The organism is Achromobacter sp. (assembly GCF_050285585.1).
GTDB lineage: Bacteria > Pseudomonadota > Gammaproteobacteria > Burkholderiales > Burkholderiaceae_B > Achromobacter.
In genome coordinates, this window is sequence record NZ_JBLZXF010000005.1 from 224,331 (window position 1) to 247,442 (window position 23,112).

The 23,112-nt window shown below is 67.6% G+C and carries 24 protein-coding genes; 13 read left to right on the plus strand and 11 right to left on the minus strand.

The genetic code is table 11. The features are described from left to right. Positions 1-29: 29 nt before the first annotated feature. The 5 genes from ACN6PJ_RS10180 to ACN6PJ_RS10200 all read left to right on the plus strand — a co-directional run bounded on the left by ACN6PJ_RS10180 (position 30) and on the right by ACN6PJ_RS10200 (position 5,095). Positions 30-827: a phosphodiesterase gene (locus ACN6PJ_RS10180; RefSeq protein WP_427995739.1), complete on the plus strand. Its 798-nt coding sequence runs from the start codon at positions 30-32 to the stop codon at positions 825-827. A gap of 116 nt (positions 828-943) precedes the next feature. Next, a complete protein-coding gene (locus ACN6PJ_RS10185; RefSeq protein WP_427995740.1) occupies positions 944-1,999 on the plus strand; it encodes an ABC transporter ATP-binding protein in 1,056 nt (351 codons plus the stop codon). 114 nt (positions 2,000-2,113) lie between these two features. Then, the gene (locus ACN6PJ_RS10190; protein ID WP_427995741.1) at positions 2,114-3,409 is read left to right on the plus strand and encodes an ABC transporter substrate-binding protein; all 1,296 of its coding nucleotides are present in this window, start codon (positions 2,114-2,116) and stop codon (positions 3,407-3,409) included. Between the two features lie 13 nt (positions 3,410-3,422). Next, positions 3,423-4,298: a carbohydrate ABC transporter permease gene (locus ACN6PJ_RS10195; protein WP_427995742.1), complete on the plus strand. Its 876-nt coding sequence runs from the start codon at positions 3,423-3,425 to the stop codon at positions 4,296-4,298. Then, entirely contained in the window at positions 4,295-5,095 is an 801-nt protein-coding gene (locus tag ACN6PJ_RS10200; RefSeq protein WP_427995743.1) for a carbohydrate ABC transporter permease, read from the plus strand. Before ACN6PJ_RS10195 ends, ACN6PJ_RS10200 begins: the two co-directional genes overlap by 4 nt. Before the next feature lie 111 nt (positions 5,096-5,206). Here the strand turns inward: ACN6PJ_RS10200 and ACN6PJ_RS10205 are convergent, their stop codons facing one another. The 6 genes from ACN6PJ_RS10205 to ACN6PJ_RS10230 form a co-directional block, all read right to left on the minus strand. Further along, entirely contained in the window at positions 5,207-6,196 is a 990-nt protein-coding gene (locus ACN6PJ_RS10205) for a Bug family tripartite tricarboxylate transporter substrate binding protein (protein ID WP_427995744.1), read from the minus strand. Positions 6,197-6,235: 39 nt separating this feature from the next. After that, positions 6,236-7,153 (minus strand): allantoinase PuuE, encoded by a 918-nt coding sequence (locus ACN6PJ_RS10210; RefSeq protein ID WP_427995803.1) that lies wholly within the window; start codon positions 7,151-7,153, stop codon positions 6,236-6,238. Between the two features lie 8 nt (positions 7,154-7,161). Then, entirely contained in the window at positions 7,162-7,665 is a 504-nt protein-coding gene (locus ACN6PJ_RS10215) for an ureidoglycolate lyase (RefSeq protein ID WP_427995745.1), read from the minus strand. Beyond that, on the minus strand, positions 7,655-8,338 hold the full coding sequence (locus tag ACN6PJ_RS10220) for a GntR family transcriptional regulator (protein ID WP_427995746.1): 684 nt from the start codon (positions 8,336-8,338) through the stop codon (positions 7,655-7,657). The genes ACN6PJ_RS10215 and ACN6PJ_RS10220 overlap by 11 nt, the downstream gene beginning before the upstream one ends. A gap of 223 nt (positions 8,339-8,561) precedes the next feature. Next, positions 8,562-8,879 carry a hypothetical protein gene (locus tag ACN6PJ_RS10225; protein WP_427995747.1) on the minus strand — a complete coding sequence of 106 codons (318 nt, stop codon included), beginning with the start codon at positions 8,877-8,879 and terminating at the stop codon, positions 8,562-8,564. 85 nt (positions 8,880-8,964) lie between these two features. Beyond that, on the minus strand, positions 8,965-9,312 hold the full coding sequence (locus tag ACN6PJ_RS10230; protein WP_043541319.1) for a DUF1840 domain-containing protein: 348 nt from the start codon (positions 9,310-9,312) through the stop codon (positions 8,965-8,967). Positions 9,313-9,646: 334 nt separating this feature from the next. Between ACN6PJ_RS10230 and argS the strand changes: the two genes are divergently transcribed. From argS to ACN6PJ_RS10255, 5 genes are all read left to right on the plus strand, one after another. Beyond that, the gene (gene argS / locus ACN6PJ_RS10235; protein WP_427995748.1) at positions 9,647-11,344 is read left to right on the plus strand and encodes an arginine--tRNA ligase; all 1,698 of its coding nucleotides are present in this window, start codon (positions 9,647-9,649) and stop codon (positions 11,342-11,344) included. A gap of 9 nt (positions 11,345-11,353) precedes the next feature. Beyond that, the gene (locus tag ACN6PJ_RS10240) at positions 11,354-12,070 is read left to right on the plus strand and encodes an SPOR domain-containing protein (protein ID WP_427995749.1); all 717 of its coding nucleotides are present in this window, start codon (positions 11,354-11,356) and stop codon (positions 12,068-12,070) included. A gap of 81 nt (positions 12,071-12,151) precedes the next feature. Further along, the gene (locus tag ACN6PJ_RS10245) at positions 12,152-12,781 is read left to right on the plus strand and encodes a thiol:disulfide interchange protein DsbA/DsbL (RefSeq protein WP_427995750.1); all 630 of its coding nucleotides are present in this window, start codon (positions 12,152-12,154) and stop codon (positions 12,779-12,781) included. Positions 12,782-12,950: 169 nt separating this feature from the next. Next, positions 12,951-14,162: an ABC transporter substrate-binding protein gene (locus ACN6PJ_RS10250; RefSeq protein WP_427995751.1), complete on the plus strand. Its 1,212-nt coding sequence runs from the start codon at positions 12,951-12,953 to the stop codon at positions 14,160-14,162. Continuing rightward, positions 14,141-15,106 carry a hypothetical protein gene (locus ACN6PJ_RS10255; RefSeq protein ID WP_427995752.1) on the plus strand — a complete coding sequence of 322 codons (966 nt, stop codon included), beginning with the start codon at positions 14,141-14,143 and terminating at the stop codon, positions 15,104-15,106. The genes ACN6PJ_RS10250 and ACN6PJ_RS10255 overlap by 22 nt, the downstream gene beginning before the upstream one ends. Before the next feature lie 17 nt (positions 15,107-15,123). Here the strand turns inward: ACN6PJ_RS10255 and metC are convergent, their stop codons facing one another. Together metC and ACN6PJ_RS10265 are read right to left on the minus strand one after the other, a co-directional pair. Further along, complete coding sequence (gene metC / locus ACN6PJ_RS10260) at positions 15,124-16,317, minus strand: cystathionine beta-lyase (RefSeq protein WP_427995753.1); 1,194 nt, start codon at positions 16,315-16,317, stop codon at positions 15,124-15,126. A gap of 92 nt (positions 16,318-16,409) precedes the next feature. After that, a complete protein-coding gene (locus ACN6PJ_RS10265; protein WP_427995754.1) occupies positions 16,410-17,132 on the minus strand; it encodes a nitroreductase in 723 nt (240 codons plus the stop codon). Between the two features lie 136 nt (positions 17,133-17,268). Here ACN6PJ_RS10265 and ACN6PJ_RS10270 point away from each other — a divergent pair, with 136 nt between their 5' ends. Beyond that, the gene (locus tag ACN6PJ_RS10270; RefSeq protein WP_427995755.1) at positions 17,269-17,895 is read left to right on the plus strand and encodes a LysE family translocator; all 627 of its coding nucleotides are present in this window, start codon (positions 17,269-17,271) and stop codon (positions 17,893-17,895) included. Between the two features lie 22 nt (positions 17,896-17,917). Here ACN6PJ_RS10270 and ACN6PJ_RS10275 read toward each other — a convergent pair whose 3' ends face one another. After that, positions 17,918-18,985 (minus strand): MBL fold metallo-hydrolase, encoded by a 1,068-nt coding sequence (locus ACN6PJ_RS10275; RefSeq protein ID WP_427995756.1) that lies wholly within the window; start codon positions 18,983-18,985, stop codon positions 17,918-17,920. A gap of 73 nt (positions 18,986-19,058) precedes the next feature. On the opposite strand from ACN6PJ_RS10275, the gene ACN6PJ_RS10280 reads away from it, so the two are divergent. Then, a complete protein-coding gene (locus tag ACN6PJ_RS10280; protein ID WP_043541307.1) occupies positions 19,059-19,439 on the plus strand; it encodes a MerR family transcriptional regulator in 381 nt (126 codons plus the stop codon). A 21-nt stretch (positions 19,440-19,460) separates the two neighbouring features. Here the strand turns inward: ACN6PJ_RS10280 and ACN6PJ_RS10285 are convergent, their stop codons facing one another. Both ACN6PJ_RS10285 and ACN6PJ_RS10290 read right to left on the minus strand, forming a co-directional pair. After that, positions 19,461-20,432 (minus strand): Bug family tripartite tricarboxylate transporter substrate binding protein, encoded by a 972-nt coding sequence (locus tag ACN6PJ_RS10285; protein WP_427995757.1) that lies wholly within the window; start codon positions 20,430-20,432, stop codon positions 19,461-19,463. Positions 20,433-20,489: 57 nt separating this feature from the next. Next, positions 20,490-21,668: a M20 aminoacylase family protein gene (locus ACN6PJ_RS10290; RefSeq protein WP_427995758.1), complete on the minus strand. Its 1,179-nt coding sequence runs from the start codon at positions 21,666-21,668 to the stop codon at positions 20,490-20,492. 247 nt (positions 21,669-21,915) lie between these two features. Between ACN6PJ_RS10290 and ACN6PJ_RS10295 the strand changes: the two genes are divergently transcribed. Further along, positions 21,916-23,094 carry an isovaleryl-CoA dehydrogenase gene (locus tag ACN6PJ_RS10295; protein WP_427995759.1) on the plus strand — a complete coding sequence of 393 codons (1,179 nt, stop codon included), beginning with the start codon at positions 21,916-21,918 and terminating at the stop codon, positions 23,092-23,094. Positions 23,095-23,112: the final 18 nt, after the last annotated feature.

Here is a 23,112-nt window from a genome sequence, read left to right on the forward strand (position 1 = left end):
TCCACGATAACCCTCCTATATTCACGCCCATGCTCATCGCACAGATTACCGACCTGCACATGCGCACTCCCGGCGACAAGGCCTACGGCATCATCGATCCCGCCGCCTTCCTGGCCCCGGCGGTGCGCGCGCTCAATGCCCTGACGCCGCGGCCGGATTGCGTGCTGATCACCGGCGACCTGACCGACCTGGGCAAGCCGGTGGAGTACCAGGCGCTGCGGGAACATCTGCAGGCGCTGGAGATTCCGTATTTCCTTCTGCCCGGCAACCACGACGATCGCGCCGGGCTGCGCGCCGCATTCCCCGACCACGGGTACCTGCAAGGCCAGGGCCCGTTCATCCAGTACGCCGTCGAAACCTATCCGCTGCGCATGCTCGCGCTGGATACGGTCGTGCCGATGAAAAGCCACGGCGAGCTTTGCCAGGACCGGCTGGACTGGCTGGCTGCGCGCCTGGCCGAACAGCCGGACCGGCCCACGCTGGTGCTGATGCATCACCCGCCTTTCCTGACCGGCATCGAGCATATGGATGCCATCGGCCTGCTGGCCGGCGCGCCCGAACTCGAGCGCATCGTGTCGCGCTTTCCGAACGTGCAGCGCGTGCTTTGCGGCCACCTGCACCGAACGATATTCCAGCGCTTCGGCGGCACGATCGCCTCCACCTGTCCGGGCACGGCGCACCAGCTGGCGCTGGAGCTGGGGCCGCGCCCGACGCTGCAATACATCATGGAACCGCCGGGCTACCAGCTGCACTGGTGGCATGGCGGCAACCTGGTCACGCATCACGCCGTCATTGGGGAATACCCCGGCCCGTATCCTTTCGCCTGAGACCAGCGGCTAGACTACCCCGCATTGCCATACATCCGTCATGTTTGCGCTGCACAATGAAAAGGTTTTCATAACAGGCAACAATGCGGATCTAACTACTAGATCTTCGAGACAGCATGTCATCCATCGTTCTGGATAACCTTACCAAGCAGTACGGCGGCGCCGCCGCGATCCATGGCGTGAGCTTTTCGGTTCCCGCCGGCAGCTTCACGGTCCTGCTGGGTCCTTCGGGCTGCGGGAAATCCACCACCTTGCGCATGATCGCCGGGCTGGACACCCCCACCTCGGGCAGCATCCATATCGGCGACCGCGACGTCACCCAGCTTCCGCCCTCCAAGCGCCGCATTTCCATGGTGTTCCAGTCGTATGCGCTGTTTCCGCACCTGTCGGTGCGCGAGAACATCCTGTTCGGCCTGAAGGTGCGCAAGGAACCGGCGCGCGACTACGACCGCCGCCTCAAGCGCGTGGCCGGCCTCCTGGGCCTGGACCACCTTCTGGACCGCAAGCCCTCGCAACTGTCGGGCGGGCAGCAGCAGCGCGTGGCGCTGGGGCGCGCCGTGATCTCGGAAGCCCCGGTCTGCCTGATGGACGAGCCCCTGTCGAACCTGGACGCGCAGCTGCGCCATGAAATGCGCCGCGAGATCCGTGCGCTGCAACAGGATCTGGGCATCACCATGGTCTACGTGACGCACGACCAGACGGAGGCCATGAGCATGGCCGACCAGGTCGTGCTGCTGCGCGGCGGCCAGATCGAACAGCACGACACGCCCGACGGCCTGTACGCGCGTCCGGCCAGCGAGTTCGCGGCACGCTTCATCGGCACGCCGCCCATGAACCTGATCGGTCTGACGGCGGCGCGCGGTTCCACCGTGATCGCCGGCACGGAAGGCCCGGCCATCGCGAACGCACCCGCCGGCTCGGTAAAACTGGGCGTGCGGCCCGAACACATCCGCATCGACGACAACGGCATCGCCGCCACCGTGGAAAGCGTGGAGTATTTCGGCGCGGATTCGATCGTGGTGTGCCGCGTCGGCGACACCAGCGGGGTGGCCGTGCGCGTGGGCGGACACCTGCGCGCGCGCGCAGGCGAAGCCCTGCGCCTGTCCTGGCCGGACGGGCAACAGCATTTCTTTGCCGCCGATTCGGCGGTCATCAACACCGACGGACGCTAAGAAAAATGGCCCCCAACGCCGTGTCGTCGGTTTGCCGCCCCCCCGAGGGAGGCGCTTTTTACCCTGGGGCGGCCCGGCGCTAAAAACGCCCACTACACAGAAAAGGAAACCAACATGCGACGCATCGTACTGAAGACCCTGGCCGCCAGCCTGGCCGCCGCTTGCCTTTCGCTGCCGGCGCAGGCGCAGAACAAGCCCGTCGAGGTGGAGTTCTATTACCCGGTCGCGGTCGGCGGCCCCATCACCAAGATCGTCGACGATATGGTGGCGGATTTCCAGAAGGAAAATCCCGACATCAAGATCAAGCCGATCTACGCCGGCTCCTACCAGGACTCGATCGCCAAGGCGCTGACCGCGCTCAAGGGCGGCACCCCGCCGCAACTGGCCGTGCTCTTGTCCACCGACATGTTCACGCTGATCGACGAGGACGCCATCGTTCCGATCGACAGCCTGGCCAAGAGCGACGCCGACAAGAAGTGGCTCGGCGGCTTCTACGACGCCTTCATGCAGAACAGCCGCACGGGCGGCCATACCTGGGGCGTGCCGTTCCAGCGTTCGACTATCGTCATGTACTACAACAAGGACCTGTTCAAGGCCGCGGGCCTGGATCCCGAGCGCGCGCCCGCCAACTGGGACGAGCTGGTCGAGTACGGCAAGAAGCTGACCAAGCAGGACGCCTCGGGCAACACCACGCAGTGGGGCATCGAGATTCCCTCGGGCGGCGCCTTCGCCTACTGGCTGTTCCAGGCGCTCACCACGCCCAACGACGCCATTCTGATGAACGAGGCCGGCAACGAGGTCTACCTGGACAAGCCCGCCGTCGTCGAGGCCGCGCAGTTCTGGCGCGACCTGTCCGCCAAGCACAAGATCATGCCTACCGGCACGATCGACTGGGGCACCACCCCGAAGGACTTCCTGGAGAAGAAGGCCGCCATCGTCTGGACCACGACGGGCAACCTGACCAACATCCGCAAGAACGCCGACTTCCCCTTCGGGGTCGCCATGATGCCGCAGAAAAAGCGCGGCGGCAGCCCGACCGGGGGCGGCAACTTCTACATTTTCAAGAGCGGCACGCCGGAACAGCAGCAGGCCGCGCTGAAGTTCGCGCAATGGGTCACCACGCCCGAGCGCGCGGCGGACTGGAGCATCGCCACGGGCTACGTCGCGGTGACGCCGGCCGCATGGCAGACCGAGAAGATGAAGAAGTACGCGCAGGAAGTGCCGGCCGCGGCAGTGGCGCGCGACCAGCTGGAAGTCAGCGTGGCGGAGTTCTCCACGCATGAGAACCAGCGCGTCACCAAGACCCTGAACGACGCCCTGCAGGCGGCGCTGACGGGCTCGAAGACGCCCCAGCAGGCCTTGACCGACGCGCAACGCGAGGCCGACCGCATACTGCGTTCCTACAAATAAACCGACAAGCACGATGAGCCGCTCTTTAAACGCGCTTTATGGCTGGCTGCTTCTGCTGCCGGCCATCGTGCTGCTCGCCGCGTTCACGCACTACCCGGCGCTGGCGACGCTATGGCACAGCTTTTTCTCCACGCCCAAGGGCGCGCGTCCGGCCCGGTTCGTCGGGCTGGATAACTACGCGGTCATGCGCGATGACCCGGTGTTCTGGCAATCGCTGTGGAACAACCTGTGGTTCGCCCTGGGCACGATACCCACATCGATCGGCATCGCGCTGATCATGGCGCTCTGGGTGAACCGCAACCTGCGCGGCCGCGGGTTCCTGCGCATGGCGTACTTCACGCCCACCGTGCTGCCCATGGTGGCGGTGGCCAACATCTGGCTGTTCTTCTACACGCCGCAGTATGGGTTGATCGCCCAGGTGATGCAGTTGTTCGGGTCGCCCGGCCCCAACTGGCTCGGCAGCCGCGAAACGGCGCTGCCCGCGCTGATGCTTGTGACGGTATGGAAGGAAGCCGGATTCTTCATGATCTTCTACCTGGCCGCCTTGCAGACGGTGTCGCCGTCCTTGCGCGAAGCCGCCATGCTGGAAGGCGCGTCGCGCTGGCAGTACTTCCGCCGCATTCTCTGGCCGCTGCTGATGCCCACGACCCTGTTCGTGCTGATCAATGCGCTGATCAACGCATTCCGGCTGGTGGACCACGTCGTGGTCATGACTCGCGGCGGACCCGACAACGCCAGCACGCTGCTGCTGTACTACATCTACCAGGTGGGTTTCAGTTTCTGGGACACGGCTTATGCCGCCACGCTGACCGTCGTGTTGCTGGTGGTGCTGGCGCTGACCGCGCTGGTCAAGTTCCGCTGGCTGGACCGCAGGACGCACTATCAATGAAAGACAAGCTCGACACCCTGGGCGCCTGGGCGCTCGGCCTGCTCTGGATCCTGCCCCTGGCGTACGCCATGTGGGCGGCGTTCCATCCGCCCGCCTACGCGACCCGCTTCGACCTGTTCGCGCCGCTCACGCTGGACAATTTCGTGCGGGCCTGGCACGCCGCGCCGTTCCCGCGCTATTTCCTCAACACTTTCCTGCTCGTCACGATGGTGCTGGCCGCGCAGCTGGTTCTGTCCACCCTGGCCGGCTATGCGTTCGCGCGGCTGGAGTTCCGCGGGCGCGATTTCGTCTTCATGCTGGTGCTGTTGCAGCTGATGATCATGCCCGACGTGCTGCTGGTGGAGAACTACCGCTCGATGAGCCAGCTTGGCATCCGCGATACGGTGTTCGCCATCGGCCTGCCGTACTTCGCATCGGCGTTCGGCATCTTTCTGTTGCGGCAAACCTTCAAGACGGTCCCGCGCGAACTGGAAGAGGCCGCCCGCATGGAAGGCGCCAACCAGCTGCAGATCCTGTGGAAGGTGTACGTGCCGCTGGCCAAGCCGATCTACGTGGCCTACGGGCTGGTGTCGGTCAGCCACCACTGGAACAACTTCCTGTGGCCGCTGATCATCACCAACTCGGTCGAATCGCGGCCGCTGACGGTGGGGCTGCAAGTGTTCTCGTCCACCGACCAGGGCATCGATTGGTCGGTCATCACGGCCGCCACCCTGATGTCGGCCGCGCCGCTGCTGATCGCCTTCCTGCTGTTCCAGCGGCAGTTCGTGCAATCGTTCATGCGTGCGGGAATCAGGTAGCCCGCCCCCGCGCGCCGCGCCCCCCCTCAAGGGGGCGCCGCTACGGACCGGCGGAGCCGGATCCGCGCGGCTTCGCCCAGGGCGGCTTGCCGTGATGCGGATGCGTCAGCGTTAGTCTAGTTTCACGCCGGCGCGTTTGACGACCTCGGCCCATTTCGGGATGTCGCTGCGCATCAGCTCCGCCAGCGCCTGGGGCGACGAGGATTCCAGGATCAGTCCTTCCTCCGCGAAGCGTTTCTTCATCTCGGGATTTTCCAGCGCCTTGACGAGCATGGGCTGCAGCTTGTCCACGACCGCCTGCGGCACGCCCCGGGGCGCCACGACCGCATACCAGGTGGTGGCGTCCAGGCCAGCCACGCCGCTTTCGGCCGCCGTGGGCACGTCGGGCACCGCCGACAGGCGCTGATTGCCGGTGATGGCCAGCGCGCGCACCTGCTTGGCGCGGTATTGCTGCAACATCTCGGCCACCTGCGTCACGCCCATGTCCAGTTCGCCCGACACCATGGCCATCACCACCGGCGCGCTGCCCTTGTAGGGCACGTGGACCATGGCGCCCTTCATGTTCACGTTGAGCAGTTCGCCGGTGAGATGCGTGATGCTGCCCGCGCCGGACGAACCGTAGTCCAGCGAGCCTGGCTGCGCAGCGGCGGCGTCGATCAGTTCGCGCAGATTGCTGGCCTTTACGCCCGGGTTCACGGCGAACACCAGCGGGCTGCGGCCGACCAGCGTGAGCGGCGTGAAGTCCTTGAGCGGGTCGTAGCTGAGCTTGGTGTAGAGGCTGGGCGCGGTCGCCAGCGTGGATACGTTGCCCAGCAGCAGCGTGTAGCCGTCGGGCGCGGCCTTGGCCACGGAAGCGGTGCCGATGGTGCCGCCCGCGCCGGCGCGGTTCTCGACCACGACGGTGGAGCCATAGGCCTCGTTCAGGCTCTTGGCCAGCGCGCGCGCCAGCGTGTCGGCCGCGCCGCCCGGCGGGAACGGCGTGACGAGCCGGATCGGCTTGTCGGGATAGGACTGCTGCGCGAGCGCGGCCGCGGGCGCCGCGACGGCGAGCGCAAGCGCGCCCGCCAGCCAGCCGAGCTTCCTGTTTATCCACATGGTCATGCTTGTCTCCTCGTTGTGATGGTTCTTCTGCGCGAGCCCTCAGCGGGGCGGATGCGTGGCCAGCCAATGGCGCGCGATGTCCGCCCGGCGGCAGACCCACACGCCCGGCTGGCGCGATACGTAATCGAGAAAGCGCTCCAGGCCGGCGGCGCGGCCGGGATGGCCGACCAGCCGCAGATGCAGGCCCACCGACATCATCCGGGGACGCTCGGCTCCCTCGCGGTACAGCATGTCGAATGCGTCCTTCAGGTAGTCGAACAGGTCCTGGCCGGTAGCCATGCCGCCGCGGATGAACTTGGCGTCGTTGTTGGCTAGCCCGTAGGGCACGATCAGGTGAGGCCGGCCGCCCACGTCCACGTAATACGGCAGCTCGTCGTTATAGGCGTCGGAGTCGTACAGGAAGCCGCCTTCCTCGGCCACCAGCTTGCGGGTGTGGATGCCGGGGCCGTAGCGGCAGTACCAGCCCAGCGGGCGGACGCCCACCGAAGCCTCGATGGACGCAACAGTGCGGCGGATGCGTTCGCGCTCTTCTTCCTCGCTCAGGTTCTGGTGACGCTCCCAGCGCCAGCCGTGCGCGCATACGTCCCAGCCCGCCTCGCGGATGGCGGCGCACACCTGCGGATTGCGCTCCAACGCAAGGCCGCAGCCGAAGATGGTGGCAGCCATGCCGCGCTCGCGCAGCAGGCGCGCAACGCGCCAGAAGCCCACGCGGCTGCCGTACTCGAACATGGATTCCGCCGCCAGGTCGCGGCCGGCGAAACCGCCGCCCCCGCCTTCCGTCAGCGCGGACTCCGAGGCCTCGTCGCCATCGGGCACCGACAGTTCGCCGCCTTCTTCATAGTTCACGCACAGGTTCAGCGCGATGCGGGCGCCGTCCGGCCACTGCGCATGAGGCAGGTCCGCGCCGTAGCCGACGAAGTCGCGCCGCAGGTGGGGGTAATCGGGTTGCATGGGGATTTCCTCGTTCAGCGGGAAAAACCGGGCGGCACGATGTCTACCGACGCGGCCAGTTCCAGGAATTCATCGTTGCCGTCGTCCGCCAGCGTCATGGCGACGGCGAACTGGGCCGGGGCGCGCAGCACGGACAGGCCCTGGTGCCAGACGCCGGCCCGGTAGCACACGCCCTGGCTGCCGCAAGCGATGAACGCGCGCAAGCGGGACAGATCTGGCGCGCCGTCCGCGCCGTCGGGCGCGACCGCGACCAGGTACGGCGCGTTGTCCAGCGGGATGAAGGTTTGCGACGAATGGGGATGGCGTTCCAGCAGCACGACCGGGCAGGGCCAGGCGAGCGCCGCGTCGACCCGGCTGACCCACATGGCCGGCCGGCACGCGGGCGCCGCGTGGGCAAAGGGCAGGCTCAGATGGCGCCGCCGCGCGTCGCCGCCATGCTCGACCACTTCGCCGAATTCGGCGAAGCCCTCGGAGGTCAGGGGTTCGGCCACGACGCGGCGCATCGGATCAGCCCTCATGAGGCAGGTACCCCAGGGTCTTGGCGAAAGCGCGGCGCACGTTGTCCAGGTGCGCCGCCATGGCCTGGCGCGCCCCTGCGCCGTCGCCCGACTGCAATGCCTCGACGATGGCCAGGTGTTCGCCGCGGGCCTGCACGGAGCGTTCCGCCAGCCGCTCGACGTTGCACAGGCGCGCGCGGCGGCGGGCGTCGGCGATCATCGCGGCCATCGATTTGTTGCCGCAATGGGCGGAGATCAGATCATGGACTTCGTTGTCGGCGGTCCAGGTGGATTCGCCGCCCGCGGCGCTATGGCGCATCACGTCTTCCAGACGCGCCTTGACCGAGGCCAGCTTGGCGCCCGGGATCCGGCCGGCGGCCATGGCTGCCGCCTCGCCCTCCAGCAGGCGGCGGATCTGCAGCAGTTCGAGCAATTCGGTGGCGCCGAACTCCTGCACCACGACGGAGCCGTTGGACAGGCGCTTGAGGATGCCCTCGCCCAGCAGCCGGTTCAAGGCGGCGCGCATCGGCGTGCGCGAGACGTTCAGCTCTTCGGACAGGCGGCGCTCTTCCATCACTTCGCCCGGGCCTGTGCGGCGGGACGCGATGCGGTCCAGCAGGGCCTGGTAGGTGCGTTCGGATACGCTCAGCGCCGGGCCTTCGCCGGCAAGGTCTTCGAATGATTCCTGGTTCATTTTCCTGTTGCGATCCCGGTGGGATCCCACTTGAATACCAGCTGAACTATAGCTTGCGCGGCGTCAGCGCGATATGGCGATCAATAGGAAAAGGAGTAGGGAAAAACCCGCACTCCGAAAGGCGCGGGCGTGCAGGCGCTTGACGATCCGCCGCGGACATGCCGGGCGCAGCGCGCGGGAGGCAGAGGAAGAAAGGCCCGCCCGGATATGGCGGGCCGGAAGCTCAGTAGCCGACCGTCAGGCCGGGCAGATCCACCGTGATGCGCGGCCGTTCAAGGGCCAGCGCCAGATTGTTCGCGAATTCGCGGGCTTCCTTTTCATCGGTGGACAGGGTGTCGTAGCCCAGCGCGTCCGCCACCCCCAGCACCTTGTCCAGCAGCAGGACCTTGCCGCTGGGGCGCAGCGGTTCGCAGCCCAGCGTTTCCCAGGCGCCGTCAAACCAGTCGCGCGCCTCGGTCTGGCGCTGCGGGGAGGGTTCCACGTCGGCGGAAAGGTCCAGCGAACGGCGGGGGTCGAAAACAATGGTGATATCGCTGCGCATGGGGATTCCTTCAGAGGGCGTGAGGCAAGAAGCGTAGGGAAAAACGGCCGGGCAGATTGTCGGCCCGGCGACATTGCCCCGCCGCCTACCAGCCGCGCGACACTTCCCAGGTGACTTCCGCGTTGGCCGCCAGGGACTGGCGCATCATGTCCAACAGCGGGAAGGCGCGTTCCTTCATGCCCACCATGCGGGCCATCGGGGGCACCGGCGCCTTGTCGACGTCGTCTTCCTCGCTGCCCTCGTGGGCCCGCTGGTATTCGTCGATCGCGCGCTCGATGCCGGTGATGGCGGGCTGCAGTTGTTCCACGGTGAAAACGCCGCGCTCCGGAATCTTGTCTCCGAAGGACTTGCCGGCGGCCTGCAACAGCGCGCCCGCATGGTCGGTCAGCATCAGAACCTCGGCCACGACCTTGGAGTGAAAGGTGATCAACATATTCCGGTCTCCACAATGATTACTTACACACACTACCGCAACGCGCGGGGGATGCCAACTGGCGTCAGGACGGAGGACCGGCGGGGCCCACCTTCCGTCCCCGAAGGCGGGCCCGCCCGCCTCGGCCCAGGCCCGGGCCGGCGCCTGTCCGCCGGCCAAATCAACTATGATTCAGGAGATTCCCTGACAGGAGGACCTCCTGCGCCGCCCCGGAACCGGGCATGCGCGCGGCCCCGCTCCATACGTCAGGCAGCGTCCGCCCTGTCCGTTCCGCCCGCCAGGCCCGGTCCCCGCGGGCGCGTCCGTCAATAACTCAGAACCTCTCCAGACGCCCATGCTCCTCGAGCAACAGAAACAGCTTATCTCCCTGATCCAGGCCGCCGTCGCGCAAAGCCTGCCCGACAGCCAGTCCGATACGGCCCGGGCCAATGTGCTGCTGGAGCGCCCCAAGGTCGCCGCCCACGGCGACGTCGCCACCAACGTGGCCATGCAGCTGGCCAAGCCTGCCCGCCGCAATCCGCGCGAACTGGCCCAGGCCATCGTGGACGCCCTGATGGCGCAGCCCGGCGCCGCCGACCTGGTCGAAAGCGCCGAGATCGCCGGCCCGGGCTTCATCAATCTCCGCATCACCGCCGCGGCCCGCCAGGCCGTCATCGCGGCCGTGGCCGAGCAGGGCGCCGACTTCGGCCGCGCCGCCCGCAGCGGCGAAAAGATCCTGGTCGAATTCGTGTCGGCCAACCCCACCGGCCCGCTGCACGTGGGCCATGCCCGCCAGGCCGCGCTGGGCGACGCCATCTGCCGCCTGTACGACGCCAGCGGCTGGGACGTCACCCGCGAGTTCTACTACAACGACGCCGGCAACCAGATCAACAATCTGGCCATCAGCGTGCAGGCCCGCGCTCGCGGCCTCACGACCGATTCCCCCGAATGGCCGGCCGACGGCTACAAGGGCGACTACATCGCCGACATCGCGCGCGACTTCCAGGCCGGCAAGACGGTCCAGTCCGACGGCGTGGCCGTTACCGCCACCGGCGACATCGACAACCTCGAAGACATCCGCGTCTTCTCGGTGGCGTACCTGCGCCGCGAGCAGGACCTGGACCTGCAGGCCTTCGGCCTGGCTTTCGACAACTACTACCTGGAAAGCTCGCTCTACACCTCGGGCCGTGTCGAAGACACCGTCAAGGCGCTGGTCGCCGGCGGCCACACCTACGAGGAGGGCGGCGCCCTGTGGCTGCGCACCACCGAACTCGGCACGGGCGACGACAAGGACCGCGTCATGCGGAAAAGCGAAGGCGGCTACACCTATTTCGTGCCCGATGTCGCCTACCACAAGGCCAAATGGGAGCGCGGCTTCCACCGCGCCGTGAACATCCAGGGCAGCGACCACCACGGCACCGTGGCGCGGGTGCGCGCCGGGCTGCAGGCTCTGGAAGAGGGTATCCCCAAGGACTACCCGTCCTACGTGCTGCACAAGATGGTCAAGGTGATGCGCGGCGGCGAAGAGGTCAAGATTTCCAAGCGCGCCGGCAGCTACGTGACCATGCGCGACCTGATCGACTGGGTAGGCCGCGACGCCGTGCGCTACTTCCTGATCCAGCGCCGCGCCGACACGGAATTCGTGTTCGACGTGGACCTGGCGCTGTCCAAGAGCGACGAGAACCCCGTGTACTACATCCAGTACGCCCACGCCCGCATCTGCTCGGTGGTGGCCAATGCCGCCATGCCGGCCGCCGACGTGGCGCAGGCCGACGCCGCGCTGCTCACCGCCCCGACCGAATTCGCCCTGATGCAACGCCTGGCCGAATTCCCGGGCGTGATCGCCCTGGCCGCCCAGGAACTGTCCCCGCACCACATCGCCTTCTGGCTGCGTGACTGCGCCTCGGACTTCCACGCCTGGTACAACGCGGAACGCGTGCTGGTCGACGACGCGGCGCTGAAGCTGGCCCGCCTGCGCCTGGCCTCGACCACGCGCCAGGTCCTGGCCAACGGCCTGGAGTTGTTGGGCGTGTCCGCGCCCGAGCGGATGTAACATCGGTTCATGGCAACAAAGCGCAAAACCACCCGCCGTTCCTCCGGCGAAAGCGGCAGCACCCTGTACGGGGCGCTGGCCGGCCTGCTCCTCGGCCTGATCGTGGCCGCCGTCGTCGCCTTCTACGTCACCAAGGCGCCCGTGCCCTTCGTGGACCGGGCCAGCCGCCAGGGCGACTCGGGCAAGCTGCCCGATCCCCGCCAGGCCCCGGATCCCAATGCCGGCCTGTACGGCCGTGACGGCGGCGCGGGCGCCGCGCCCACGGGCCCCACCGCGACCGCCCCCGCGCCGCTGCCCGGCGCCGGCGTTGCCAAGCCCGACGAGCCGCCTTCCAAGATGGACGACCTGGGCGCGCTGATCGCGACCTTGCCCTCCACCCGGCAGCAGCCCGCCGCGACGGCGCCGGCTCCCGCCGCCGCGCCGCCCACGCCCATTTCGAAAGCCGCTCCGGCCCCGGCGCCCGCCGCCAAGCCGGCTCCCTCCGCCTCCGCGGCGACGGGCACGTACTACCTGCAGGCAGGCGCCTTCCGGGGCGAGAACGACGCTGAATCGCTCAAGGCCCGCATCATCCTGCTGGGCTTGCCGGTGGCCGTGCAAAAGGCGGAAGTGAACGGCAAGCCCATCAATCGGGTCAGGGTGGGGCCGTTCGCCCGCCTCGACGACATGAACCGCGCCCGCGGCAGGCTGGGCGAAAACAAGATCGAAACCGCGGTGGTGCGCCAGTAAGGCGCGCCCCCGCCGGCGCAGGCATTGAACTTATCCGGCCCTGGGCCTGTCTGTAACTCTTTACTCAGGAACCTCTCATCCATGGTGTCCCCCAAGATTATCCGCATCCTGGCCGCGGCCGCGTTGACCGCCACGGCGTTCTTCAGCCCGGCGAGCCATGCCCAAGGCGCGCAGCAATACGTACCCATCAATCCGCCGCTGCCGTCGGACACGCCGGGCAAAGTGGAAGTGCTGGAATTCTTCGCCTACACCTGCCCCCACTGCGCCGCGATCGAGCCGCTGGTCGAGGACTGGGTCAAGACCGCGCCCCCGGACGTGGTGCTCAAGCAGATCCCCATCGCCTTCAACGCCGGCATGAAGCCGCTGCAGCAGCTCTACTACACGCTGCTTGCGCTGGACCGTCCCGACCTGCACGCCAAGGTCTTCACCGCCATCCATGGCGAGCACAAGCGCCTGTTCGACAAGAAGGCCATGGGCGAATGGGTCGCGTCCCAGGGCGTAGACCGCGCCAAGTTCGACTCGGTCTTCGATTCGTTCAGCGTGCAGACCCAAGTGCAGCGCGCCAGCCAGCTGGCCGACGCCTACCGCATCGAAGGCACGCCGTCGTTCGCCGTGGGCGGCAAGTTCATGACCTCGCCGGTCATGGCAGGCAACAGCTATGAAGGCGCGCTGAAGGAAGTGGATCGCCTGATCCCCATGGCGCGCAACTGATCCGCCCCCCCCAGTAGGATCCCGACGCCCCGAGCCTCTGCGGCCGGGGCGTTTCTGTTTTGGCCAGCGCCCCGCAGACGCGGCAGGCTCGGCCTTGGACGCCTGCGCCCGCGCTACACTTTCCGCACAATAATTCGCCGCCGCGGCGGCATCCAACGGGTGGAAGACAATGAGACAGCAATTCCTGCGCAGCAGCGCGGCGGCCGGCCTGTGCCTGGCGTTGGCCGCGGGCCTGGCCCATGCCAGCGACGCCGAGGGCGTGAAGATAGGCGTTCTTACCGACATGGCGGGCGTCACCGCCGACGCCACCGGCAAGGGTTCCGTCGAGGCGGCCCGGCTGGCCATCGAGGAAATGGGCGGCAGCGTACTGGGCAAGCCCATCTCCCTGGTATCGGGCGACCACCAGCACCGCCCCGACATCGGCAGCAGCATGGTGCGCAAGTGGTATGACACCGACGGCGTGGACGTGGTCGTGGACGTGCCCAACTCCTCGGTCGCGCTGGCGGTGCAGGGCATCGCGCGGGAGAAGAAGAAACTCGTGCTGTTCTCCAGCCCGGGCACCACCGCGCTGTCGCAGGCGCAGTGCTCGCCCTATGGCGTGCAATGGACGTACACCACCTACGCGCTGTCGCGCGGCACGGCGACCGCCGTGGTGAACGAAGGCAACAAGCGCTGGTTCATCCTGGCCTCGGACTACGCCTTCGGCAAGCAGCTGGCGGCGGACACCGAAGCAGTGGTCAAGGCCAGCGGCGGCGAAGTGCTGGGAACCGTCTACCACCCGCTGAACGCCTCGGACTTCGCGTCCTTCCTGCTGCAGGCGCAAGGCTCCAAGGCGCAGATCATCGCCATCGCGAACGCGGGCGGCGACACCATCTCGGCCATCAAGCAGGCCGCCGAATTCGGCATCGGCAGCACGCAGCGCCTGGCCGCCATGCTGTTGCTGCTCACCGACGTGCACAGCCTGGGCCTCCCGGCGGCGCAGAAAACCTATCTGACCGTGCCTTCCTACTGGGACATGAACGACGGCACGCGCGCCTTCGCCAAGAAGTTCGAGGCCCGGGTCGGACGCCCGCCCACCTTCCTGCAGGCGGGGGTATACGGCTCCGTGCGCCACTACCTGCAATCGGTCAAGGCGGCCGGCACCACGGACGCCGACGCCGTCATGGCGAAAATGAAATCGCTGCCCATCGACGACCCCTTCAGCCTGAACGCCCATATCCGCCAGGACGGCCTGGTGGTGCGCGACATGATGCTGGCGCAGGTCAAGACGCCGGAACAATCCAAGGCGCCCTGGGACTACTACAACATCGTGCGCCGCATTCCCGGCGACACGCTGGCCTGGCCGCTGTCGGAAAGCCAATGTCCCCTGGCCAAGCAATGAGTCCGCCCCTGGCGCTGGCCGATTTCGGGAGCTTCTACGCAGGCGGCCGGCAGGTGCGCATCGCCGGCCAGCCGACGCGCGACATCGCGTTCACGCAAAGCGCCTCGCTGGCCTACGATCCCAACGGGCTGTATCACTTCGAGCAGGCCTATGTGCAGTATTTCGTCCCGGCGGAACTGAAGCATCCCTTGCCCATCGTGCTGCTGCATGGCGGCGGCATGACGGGCGCGATGTGGGAACAGACGCCGGACGGCCGGCCGGGCTGGCTGCAGCACTTCCTGCGCCAGGGCCACGCGGTGTACGTGGTCGACAACGTCGAACGCGGCCGCGCGGGCTGGGCGCCGTTCAAGGAGGTCTGGCCGGAAGCGCCCATCATCCGCAACGCCGAGGAAAGCTGGTCGCTGTTCCGGTTCGGGCGCGCCGAGGACTACCCGGCGCGACGCGCCTTCGATGGGCAGCGCTTCCCGATCGCCGCGTTCGATGAGTTCATCCGCCACGCGGTGCCGCGCTGGCTGGGCAACAACGACGCCGCCCTGGAAGGGTTCTGCGCGGCGCTGGACCGCATCGGCCCCTGCCTGGTGCTGGCGCACAGCCACGGCGGCGAGGTGGCCTACCGCGCCCTGCACGCCAGGCCGGGGTTGGTGCGCGGAGTCATCGGCGTGGAGCCCTCGGGTTTCTCGCCCGAGGTGCACGCCGCCAGCGTGGCCGGCAAGCCGTTCCTGTTCGTCTATGGCGACTATCTGGACGCCACGCCGCTGTGGGAACGGCTGTGCGACATGGGCCAGGCCTATGCCGGCGAACTGGCGGGCCATGGCGCGCGCGTCGCCACGTGGCGCCTGGCCGACATGGGCGTGGCCGGCAATTCGCACATGCCCATGATGGACGACAACAGCGACGACATCGCGGCGCGCATCGGCGCCTGGATACGCGCCGCGGCGGCCTGAGGGCCGCGCGCCGGGATTCAGCCCTGAACGGCCGCGGCCTTCTCCAGGGCCTGGGTCAGGTCGGCGATGATGTCTTCGGGCGACTCCAGGCCGATGTGCAGGCGCACCAGCGCGTTCTCGCCTTCGCCCCAATAGCGGTGCTTGGCCAGGTCCTTGCCCGACACCAGCTGCACCAGGCTTTCGTAACCGCCCCACGAGAAGCCGATTCCGAACAGCGTCAGCGAGTCGACGAACTCGCGCGCCGCCGCGGGCGACAGGCGCAGCTCGACGGAAAGCATGCCGTTGGAACCCGTGCAGTCGCGCTGCCACAGGGCGTGGCCCGGATCCTTCGGCCAGGCCGGGTGGAACAGGCGCACGGTTTCGGGGCGGCTGTGCAGGAACTCGCACACCTGCAAGGCATGGCGCGCGTGCTGCGCCATGCGGATCGGCATGGTGCGCACGCCGCGCAATGCCAGCCAGGCGTCGTCCGCGCTGATGGAATAGCCCATGGCGTACTGCGTGCGGTTCAGCTTGCGGGCGATCGCTTCGTCGTTGGTGACGACGGCGCCCAGCATCAGGTCGGAGTGCCCGCCCACATACTTGGTGCCCGCGATGACCGACACGTGCGCGCCCAGGGTCAGCGGGCGGTAGATATAGCCCGACCCCCAGGTGTTGTCGGTGGCCAGCACCAGGCCGTGGCGCTGCGCGACGGCGGCCATCGCGCCCATGTCCAGCATCTCGAACAGCAGGGAACCCGGCGATTCCACATACAGCAGCTTGGTGTTCGGCCGCACCAGCTCGTCCAGGTCCTCGCCGGCCGCGAAATAGGTAATGTCGATGTTCATGCGCTTCAGGACGGCGTCGTCCAGCTCGCGCATCGGCCCGTAGACGCAGTCCGAGATCAGGGCGTGGTCGCCCGCCGAGCACAGGGCCATCATCACCATGGTCATCGCCGACAGGCCCGACGACGCCAGATAGCAGTGCGTGCCGCCCTCGAGCTGCGTGAAGACCTGCTCCAGCGCGGCATGCGTATCCATGCCCATGCGGCCGTAGGTCGTGGCGCGCCCGCCGGCGGCCTTGCTGCGCTGCGCCTGCTCCAGCGCGGCGATATTCGCGAAGCGCACCGTGCTGGCCCGCATCGGAGGCAGCGGCACGGGCGCGGTGCCGGTCTCGGGGTTGAACGGGGCGGTGCCCGCATGCTGCAGAAGCGTATCGATGTGTTTGGTAGGCATCTTCAAGGTGACGGCTGCGAATGGACGGGAGGAAAGCGGATAGGATGAACCTTATCAGGCGCGGCGCGCCCTGTCGTGGGGATGGGCCCCGGTCACCCCACCCACGTGACGGTTTCGGACTGCGCCGCGCGATTCGTGCGGTAGCTGTTGGCGGGGTGCGAGGTGTCCGCATAGCCGAAGGAAATGCCGCAGACCACGCGCCGCCCCGCCGGTATGCCGAGCTCCTGGCGCAGCACTTCCGGATACATGGCGAGCGAGGCCTGCGCCACGGTCGCCACGCCATTGGCCTGGGCCGCCAGCATGAAATTGGCGACATAACCGCCGCAATCCACCGCGCCGTACTCGCCCAGCGCCTCATCGGTGGTGATGATGGCCACGTGCGGCGCGTCGAACAGCTGGAAGTTGCGCATTTCCTGGCGGCGGTAGGCTTCGCGGTCGCCGCGCTGCACCCCGACCGCGCCGTACAGCTGGAACCCCGATTCGCGCCGCCGGGCCAGGTATTCGCCCTGGTATTCGCGCGGGAACGGGAAATCCGGCGTGAAGCCGGCCTGGTCGGCCCGGCGCTGCAACGCGCCGCGCAGGCGCTCCGTGCCCGCCCCCTCGGTGATGGCCACCTGCCAGGGCTGGCAATTGCACCAGGAGGCCGTGCGCTGGGCCAGTTCCAGGATGCGTTCGATCGTGGCGCGAGGAACCGGCTCGGGCAGGAACGCGCGGCAGCTGTGGCGCGCCCGCAGCCACGCTTCCAGCGCCGCGTCCGGGCGCGGATCGGCGTGGGGCGGGTGTTCCGGACGAGGCTGCGCGACGGACTGGGGCATGGTGTTGTCTCTCCTGGTCGGTGCCCGGAAGGTCCCGGAAGGACGCATGGGGCGCTCATGAATAGGCGGTGCTTTGCCTTTATGATGCCATCTCCGGCCCTTGCGTAGCCGGCCGACCCGTTCCAGGCGAAATCCCATGCTGCCCATCGATACCCTGATTGCGTTCTTCGGCATTGCCGTCCTGCTGGCCCTGACCCCGGGGCCCGACAACCTGTTCGTGCTGATGCAATCGGCCATCTGGGGCCGCAAGGCGGGCATGTTCGTGGTGCTGGGGCTGTGCACCGGGCTGCTGGGCCATACGGCGGCCGTGGCCGTGGGGCTGGCCGCCGTATTCGCGGCCTCGCCCTTGGCCTTCACCGTGCTCAAGCTGGCGGGCGCCGCCTACCTCGCGTACCTGGCCTGGCAGATCCTGCGCGCGCCGGTCGGAGGCAGCGCCGGAACGCGGCCGGAGCCCATGAAGCCGGGCGCGCTGTACCGCCGGGGCATCGTGATGAACCTGACCAATCCGAAGGTGCTGCTGTTCTTCTTCGCGTTCCTGCCGCAGTTCACCTCGCCGGCCCGGGGGCCGGTGGGCGTGCAGACCATGCAACTGGGCGCGGTATTCATGGCGTCCACGCTGCTGGTATTCGGCGCCATCGCTTTCTTCTCGGGCGCATTCGGCGAACTGCTGCAGCGCTCGGCGACCGCCAAGCGCTGGCTGAACCGCATTGCCGCGCTGGTATTCGTGGGCCTGGCGCTGCGGCTGGCGACCGCAACGCGCTAGGGCGCGCGGCGCCCTGCCGCCGTCAGGCGGCCGTAAACCGCACGATGCCGTCCGCGCCTTGCTCGCGCTTGAGCTTGCCCTCGAAGTAGAGCGCGTGCAGGTGCGCCAGCGCCTCGCCCATGGCGAAGGTCAGCTGGTGCAGGTCCAGCTTGCGCTTGAAGAGCACGGGCACGATGTCCGAGGTGGATTGCGCCTGGCCCGTACAGGCTTCCAGCACTTCCGCCAGGCGGTCGCGGTGGTGGTCGTGCTGCTGCTTGATGCGCTCGTGCAGGCCCTTGAAGGGGCGGCCGTGCGCCGGCAGCACCAGCGTGTCCTCGGGCAGGTCGCCGTAGCGGTCCAGCGAGCGCAGGTACAGGGGCAGGGGATTGGCGTCCGGCTCGTAGTCGAACACGCTGACGTTGGTGGAAATGCGCGGCAGCACCATATCGCCCGAGATCAGCACGGCCAGGTCCGGCGAAAACAGCGACGCGTGTTCCGGCGCATGCCCGTAGCCCACGATCACGCGCCAATCGCGCCCCCCGATGCGGACCTGATCGCCATGCAGGATGCGCGTGTAGTGCGACGGCATCGCCGGCACCAGATTGGGATAGTAGTTGGCGCGCTGGCGGATCTGCTCCTGCGCGTCCGGGTCGGTCAGCCCATGGCGGGCGAAATGCTCGACCGCCGATTGGCCGCCGGGGCCCGCGCCCGCATCGCCGCGGCGCGACGACCACAGCGATGCCACCATGAAATCGGTCATCGTCATCCACAGGCGGGCGTTCCAGCGTTCGCACAGCCAGTGCGCCAGGCCGACGTGGTCGGGATGCATGTGCGTGACCAGCACCCGCAGCACGGGCAGGCCCTCCAGCTCGTGCTCGAAGACCTGCTCCCACAGCGTCTTCACCTCGTCGCGCGCGATGCCGCAGTCGACGATGGTCCAGCCCTCCTTGCCGTCGATGTTGTCGCGCAATAGCCAGAGGTTGATATGATCCAGCGCGAATGGCAACGGCATCCGTATCCATTTGACCCCTTCCGCCACCACGTGCGCGCGGCCGGCCTCGGGCTGGAAGTCGGCCCAGGGGTATTGCAGTTTCTGCTCGTTGGGGTTCATTGCCTCTCGCTCCACGCTTGACGTTCCGGTCAAGTCATCATAATTTACGTTTACGTAAACTGCCACACGTCGCATGCCCTCGTCAACCTGGACCATCTCCGAACTCGCGCGCGAGTTCGACGTCACGCCCCGCACGATCCGCTTCTACGAAGACCAGGGGATCGTCAGCCCGGCGCGCGAGGGGCGCAACCGCATCTTCGGGCCGCGCGACCGCACGCGCCTGAAACTGGCCCTGCGCGGCAAACGGCTGGGCTTGCAGCTGTCCGAGATCCTGACCCTGATCGACATGTACGACGGGCCAGGCGACACCGAGGTCCAGCTGCGCCAGTACCTGAGCGTACTGCAACAGCATCGCGCCACCCTGGAACAGCAGCGCCGCGACATCGAAGACACCCTGCAGGAAATCTCGCTGCAGGAACAGCAGTGCCGCGAGCTGCTCGCCCAGAAGCCCTGACGCGGCGTTGCGGCCCGGCGATCAATCCGCCTTGATATTGCCTTCCTTGATGAGGCGGGCATTGCTCGCGTATTCCGCCTGCACCTGCTTGGCGAAGGCGTCGCCGGCGGCGGTGCCGGGTTGCAGGTACGACTTGGCCAGCAGGTCCTGGAACTCGGGGCTGGCCACCGCCTTCGCCAGCGCGGCCTGCAAGGGCTGCGCCACCGTGGGCGGCAGGTTCGCGGGCGCGAACACGCCGAAGTTCGAGTAGTACTGCGCCTGCGGCAGCTTCAGCTCGGCCATGGTGGGCACGTCCGGCCACGCGGCCAGGCGCTGGGGAGCCATCACGGCCAGCGGCTTGAGCGCGCCGCTGGCGACGTGCGGCAGCACCACGTCGCTATTGACCACCAGCAGTTCGACCACGCCGCCCAGCCCGTCGGTCAGCGCCTGGCTGTTGCCGCGGTAGGGCACGTGCAACATCTTGGTGCCCGTCCGGGCGGTGACGGCGGCCATACCGATGTGGGCCACGGTGCCCTGGCCCGGCGTGCCGTAGCGCACGCCGTCGGGATGCGATTTCGCGTAGTCGACCAGGCCGGCGAAGTCCTTCACCGGCAGCGCCTTGGTCGCGACGATCGCGACCGGCGCGACCGCGACGCTGGCCACCGGCGTCAGGTCCTTCATCGGGTCGTAGTTGGTCTTGGCCAGGTGCGGAAAGATCGTCAGCGGGCTGGTGGACGCCAGCAGCAGCGTCGTGCCGTCCGGCTGCGCGCGCGCCACGTAGTCGGTGCCGACCGACGCGCCCGCGCCCGGCTTGTTTTCAACGATCACCGTTGCATTGGCCTCTTTGCGCAGCACGTCGCCCAGACGGCGGCCGATCGCATCGGCGCTGCCGCCGGCCGTATAGGGCACGACCAGCGTGACGGGCTTGGCCGGCCAGCCTTGCGCCATCGCGCCGCCCGCCATGATTGCCAGGGCCGCCCCCGCGGCCCCGACCAGCAAAGTCTTCTTTTTCATATTGTCCTAGTGATATTGCGTAGCACTGCGTTGAATGAAACGGGGCGGACGCGGCGCTCAGGCCGCCAGATAGCGCTGCGCCAGGCGCACCCAGTACGATGCGCCTGCCGGAATCAGGGAATCATTGAAGTCGTAGCTGGCGTTGTGCAGCATGCAGGGGCCCAGGCCGTGGCCCGCCATGCGGTGCTCGCCATCGCCGTTGCCCAGGAACACGTAACAGCCTGGCTTTTCCTGCAGCAGGAAGGCGAAGTCCTCCGAGGCCATGGCCGGCTCGATCGTCAGCGCGCGTTCTGCGCCCACCACGTCGCGCATCACCTCCATGCAGAACTCGGTCTCGGCCACGGTGTTGACCAGCGCCGGGTAGCGGCGTTCGAAGAACACCTCCGCCTCGCAGCCATGCGCGGCCGCGATGCTGCCGGCGATTTCGTTCATGCGGCGCTCGATCAGGTCCACCACGGCGGTGCTGTATGCGCGCACCGAACCGCCCAGCCAGGCGGTATTCGGAATGACGTTGATCACGCTGCCGCCGGCCTGCACCTGCGTGATGGACAGCACGGCGGCGTCCAGCGGGCGCTTGCTGCGCGTCAGGATGGTTTGCAGCGACTGGCCGATGGCGAACAGCGCCGGCACCGGGTCATTGCAGTCCTGCGGCGCCGCGGCATGGCCGCCCTTGCCCTTGACGGTGATCTTGAACCCATTGGCCGCCGCCATCATGGGGCCCGCGCACACGCCGAACGAACCGGCCGGCAGGCCCGGCCAGTTGTGCATGCCGAACACGGCTTCGCACGGGAAGCGCGTGAACAGGCCATCCTGGATCATGGCGCGGCCGCCCGCGCCGCCTTCCTCGGCCGGCTGGAAACACAGATACACCGTGCCGTCGAAGCCCCCCGCCGTCTGCAGGTGCCGGGCGGCTGCCAGCAGCATGGCCGTGTGCCCGTCATGGCCGCAGCCGTGCATCTTGCCGTCATGGCGCGAGCGGTGCTCGAACTGGTTTTCTTCCTGCATGGGCAGCGCGTCCATGTCGGCGCGCAGCATGATGGCGCGGTCGGACGCTCCCTGCTTGATCACGCCGACCACGCCCGTCTTGGCGATGCCGGTGTGCGTCTCGATGCCCCAGCCGCGCAGCGCGTCCGCCACGACCTTGGCCGTGCGGTGCTCTTCGTAGCAGAGTTCGGGATGCATGTGGATATCGCGCCGCAGCGCCACGATTTCGTCGAGATTGGATAGTTCGAGCACGGCAACTCCGTCGCGGTGGTACATGATTTCAGGGACAGATTCGAATATTACTCATCGGCCCTCCGCGCGAAATCGCGTTTCCCCTAGGGATAACCCGACTCCAATTTACGTTTACGTAAACGTAATATTTGCAGTGCATCATTGCGCGGCAATGGCGGATCGGCGCATCATGAGCCCACCTGCGGCGGCATGGCGCGCGGTACGGGCGTCCATAAGAATGTAAGTACCTACTATCACGGAGACATCGATGAATCTTCCCGGCCTGAACTTCGACTTGGGCGAAGACCTGGACATGCTGCGCGACGCCGTGCGCCATTTCGCGCAGGCCGAGATCGCGCCCCGCGCGGCTGAAGTCGACCGCAGCGACCAGTTCCCCATGGATCTCTGGCGCAAATTCGGCGAGCTGGGCGTGCTGGGCATGACGGCCGACGAAGAGTACGGCGGCGCCAATCTGGGCTATCTGGCCCATATGGTCGTGATGGAGGAAATCTCGCGCGCCAGCGCGTCGGTGGGCCTGTCCTACGGCGCCCACTCCAACCTGTGCGTGAACCAGATCAACCGCAACGGCACGGCGGCCCAGAAAGCCAAGTACCTGCCCAAGCTGATTTCCGGCGAGCATATCGGCGCCCTCGCCATGAGCGAGCCGGGCGCGGGTTCCGATGTGGTCAGCATGAAGCTGCGCGCCGACAAGAAAGGCGACCGCTACGTGCTCAACGGGACCAAGATGTGGATCACCAACGGCCCCGACGCGGACACGCTCGTCGTCTACGCCAAGACGGACCCCGAGGCGCACCAGCGCGGCATCACCGCCTTCCTGGTGGAGAAGGGCTTCAAGGGCTTTTCCATCGCGCAGAAGCTCGACAAGCTGGGCATGCGAGGCAGCCACACCGGCGAGCTGGTGTTCCAGGACTGCGAGATCCCCGAGGAGAACGTGCTGGGCCAGGTCAACGGCGGGGTCAAGGTGCTGATGAGCGGCCTGGACTACGAACGCGCCGTGCTGTCCGGCGGGCCGCTGGGCATCATGCAGGCCGTGATGGACGTGGTGGTGCCCTATATCCACGACCGCAAGCAGTTCGGCCAGGCCATCGGCGAATTCCAGCTCATCCAGGGCAAGGTCGCCGACCTGTACACCACGCTGCAAGCCAGCCGCGCGTTCTGCTACCAGGTGGGCAAGAACCTGGACAAGCTGGGCGCGGAACACGTGCGCCAGGTGCGCAAGGACTGCGCCGCGCTGATCCTGTACACGGCCGAGAAAGCCACCTGGATGGCGGGCGAGGGCGTGCAGATCCTGGGCGGCAACGGCTACATCAACGAGTACCCGGTGGGCCGCCTGTGGCGCGACGCCAAGCTGTACGAGATCGGCGCCGGCACCAGCGAAATCCGCCGCATGCTGATCGGCCGCGAGCTGTTCAACGAAACCGCCTGACCTCAGGCCGAGCCCCGC

Bases quoted from the DNA above. Each gene is read 5' to 3' on its own strand.
- ACN6PJ_RS10230 (WP_043541319.1), bottom strand. From the start codon at position 9,312: ATGTTGATCACCTTTCACTCCAAGGTCGTGGCCGAGGTTCTGATGCTG.
- ACN6PJ_RS10285 (WP_427995757.1), bottom strand. From the start codon at position 20,432: ATGAAAAAGAAGACTTTGCTGGTCGGGGCCGCGGGGGCGGCCCTGGCA.
- ACN6PJ_RS10255 (WP_427995752.1), top strand. From the start codon at position 14,141: ATGTCCCCTGGCCAAGCAATGAGTCCGCCCCTGGCGCTGGCCGATTTC.
- ACN6PJ_RS10225 (WP_427995747.1), bottom strand. From the start codon at position 8,879: ATGCGCAGCGATATCACCATTGTTTTCGACCCCCGCCGTTCGCTGGAC.
- metC (WP_427995753.1), bottom strand. From the start codon at position 16,317: ATGCCTACCAAACACATCGATACGCTTCTGCAGCATGCGGGCACCGCC.
- ACN6PJ_RS10215 (WP_427995745.1), bottom strand. From the start codon at position 7,665: ATGAGGGCTGATCCGATGCGCCGCGTCGTGGCCGAACCCCTGACCTCC.
- ACN6PJ_RS10220 (WP_427995746.1), bottom strand. From the start codon at position 8,338: ATGAACCAGGAATCATTCGAAGACCTTGCCGGCGAAGGCCCGGCGCTG.
- ACN6PJ_RS10295 (WP_427995759.1), top strand. From the start codon at position 21,916: ATGAATCTTCCCGGCCTGAACTTCGACTTGGGCGAAGACCTGGACATG.
- ACN6PJ_RS10280 (WP_043541307.1), top strand. From the start codon at position 19,059: ATGCCCTCGTCAACCTGGACCATCTCCGAACTCGCGCGCGAGTTCGAC.
- ACN6PJ_RS10180 (WP_427995739.1), top strand. From the start codon at position 30: ATGCTCATCGCACAGATTACCGACCTGCACATGCGCACTCCCGGCGAC.
- ACN6PJ_RS10195 (WP_427995742.1), top strand. From the start codon at position 3,423: ATGAGCCGCTCTTTAAACGCGCTTTATGGCTGGCTGCTTCTGCTGCCG.
- argS (WP_427995748.1), top strand. From the start codon at position 9,647: ATGCTCCTCGAGCAACAGAAACAGCTTATCTCCCTGATCCAGGCCGCC.
- ACN6PJ_RS10185 (WP_427995740.1), top strand. From the start codon at position 944: ATGTCATCCATCGTTCTGGATAACCTTACCAAGCAGTACGGCGGCGCC.
- ACN6PJ_RS10190 (WP_427995741.1), top strand. From the start codon at position 2,114: ATGCGACGCATCGTACTGAAGACCCTGGCCGCCAGCCTGGCCGCCGCT.
- ACN6PJ_RS10205 (WP_427995744.1), bottom strand. From the start codon at position 6,196: ATGACCATGTGGATAAACAGGAAGCTCGGCTGGCTGGCGGGCGCGCTT.
- ACN6PJ_RS10265 (WP_427995754.1), bottom strand. From the start codon at position 17,132: ATGCCCCAGTCCGTCGCGCAGCCTCGTCCGGAACACCCGCCCCACGCC.
- ACN6PJ_RS10275 (WP_427995756.1), bottom strand. From the start codon at position 18,985: ATGAACCCCAACGAGCAGAAACTGCAATACCCCTGGGCCGACTTCCAG.
- ACN6PJ_RS10240 (WP_427995749.1), top strand. From the start codon at position 11,354: ATGGCAACAAAGCGCAAAACCACCCGCCGTTCCTCCGGCGAAAGCGGC.
- ACN6PJ_RS10245 (WP_427995750.1), top strand. From the start codon at position 12,152: ATGGTGTCCCCCAAGATTATCCGCATCCTGGCCGCGGCCGCGTTGACC.
- ACN6PJ_RS10200 (WP_427995743.1), top strand. From the start codon at position 4,295: ATGAAAGACAAGCTCGACACCCTGGGCGCCTGGGCGCTCGGCCTGCTC.
- ACN6PJ_RS10250 (WP_427995751.1), top strand. From the start codon at position 12,951: ATGAGACAGCAATTCCTGCGCAGCAGCGCGGCGGCCGGCCTGTGCCTG.
- ACN6PJ_RS10270 (WP_427995755.1), top strand. From the start codon at position 17,269: ATGCTGCCCATCGATACCCTGATTGCGTTCTTCGGCATTGCCGTCCTG.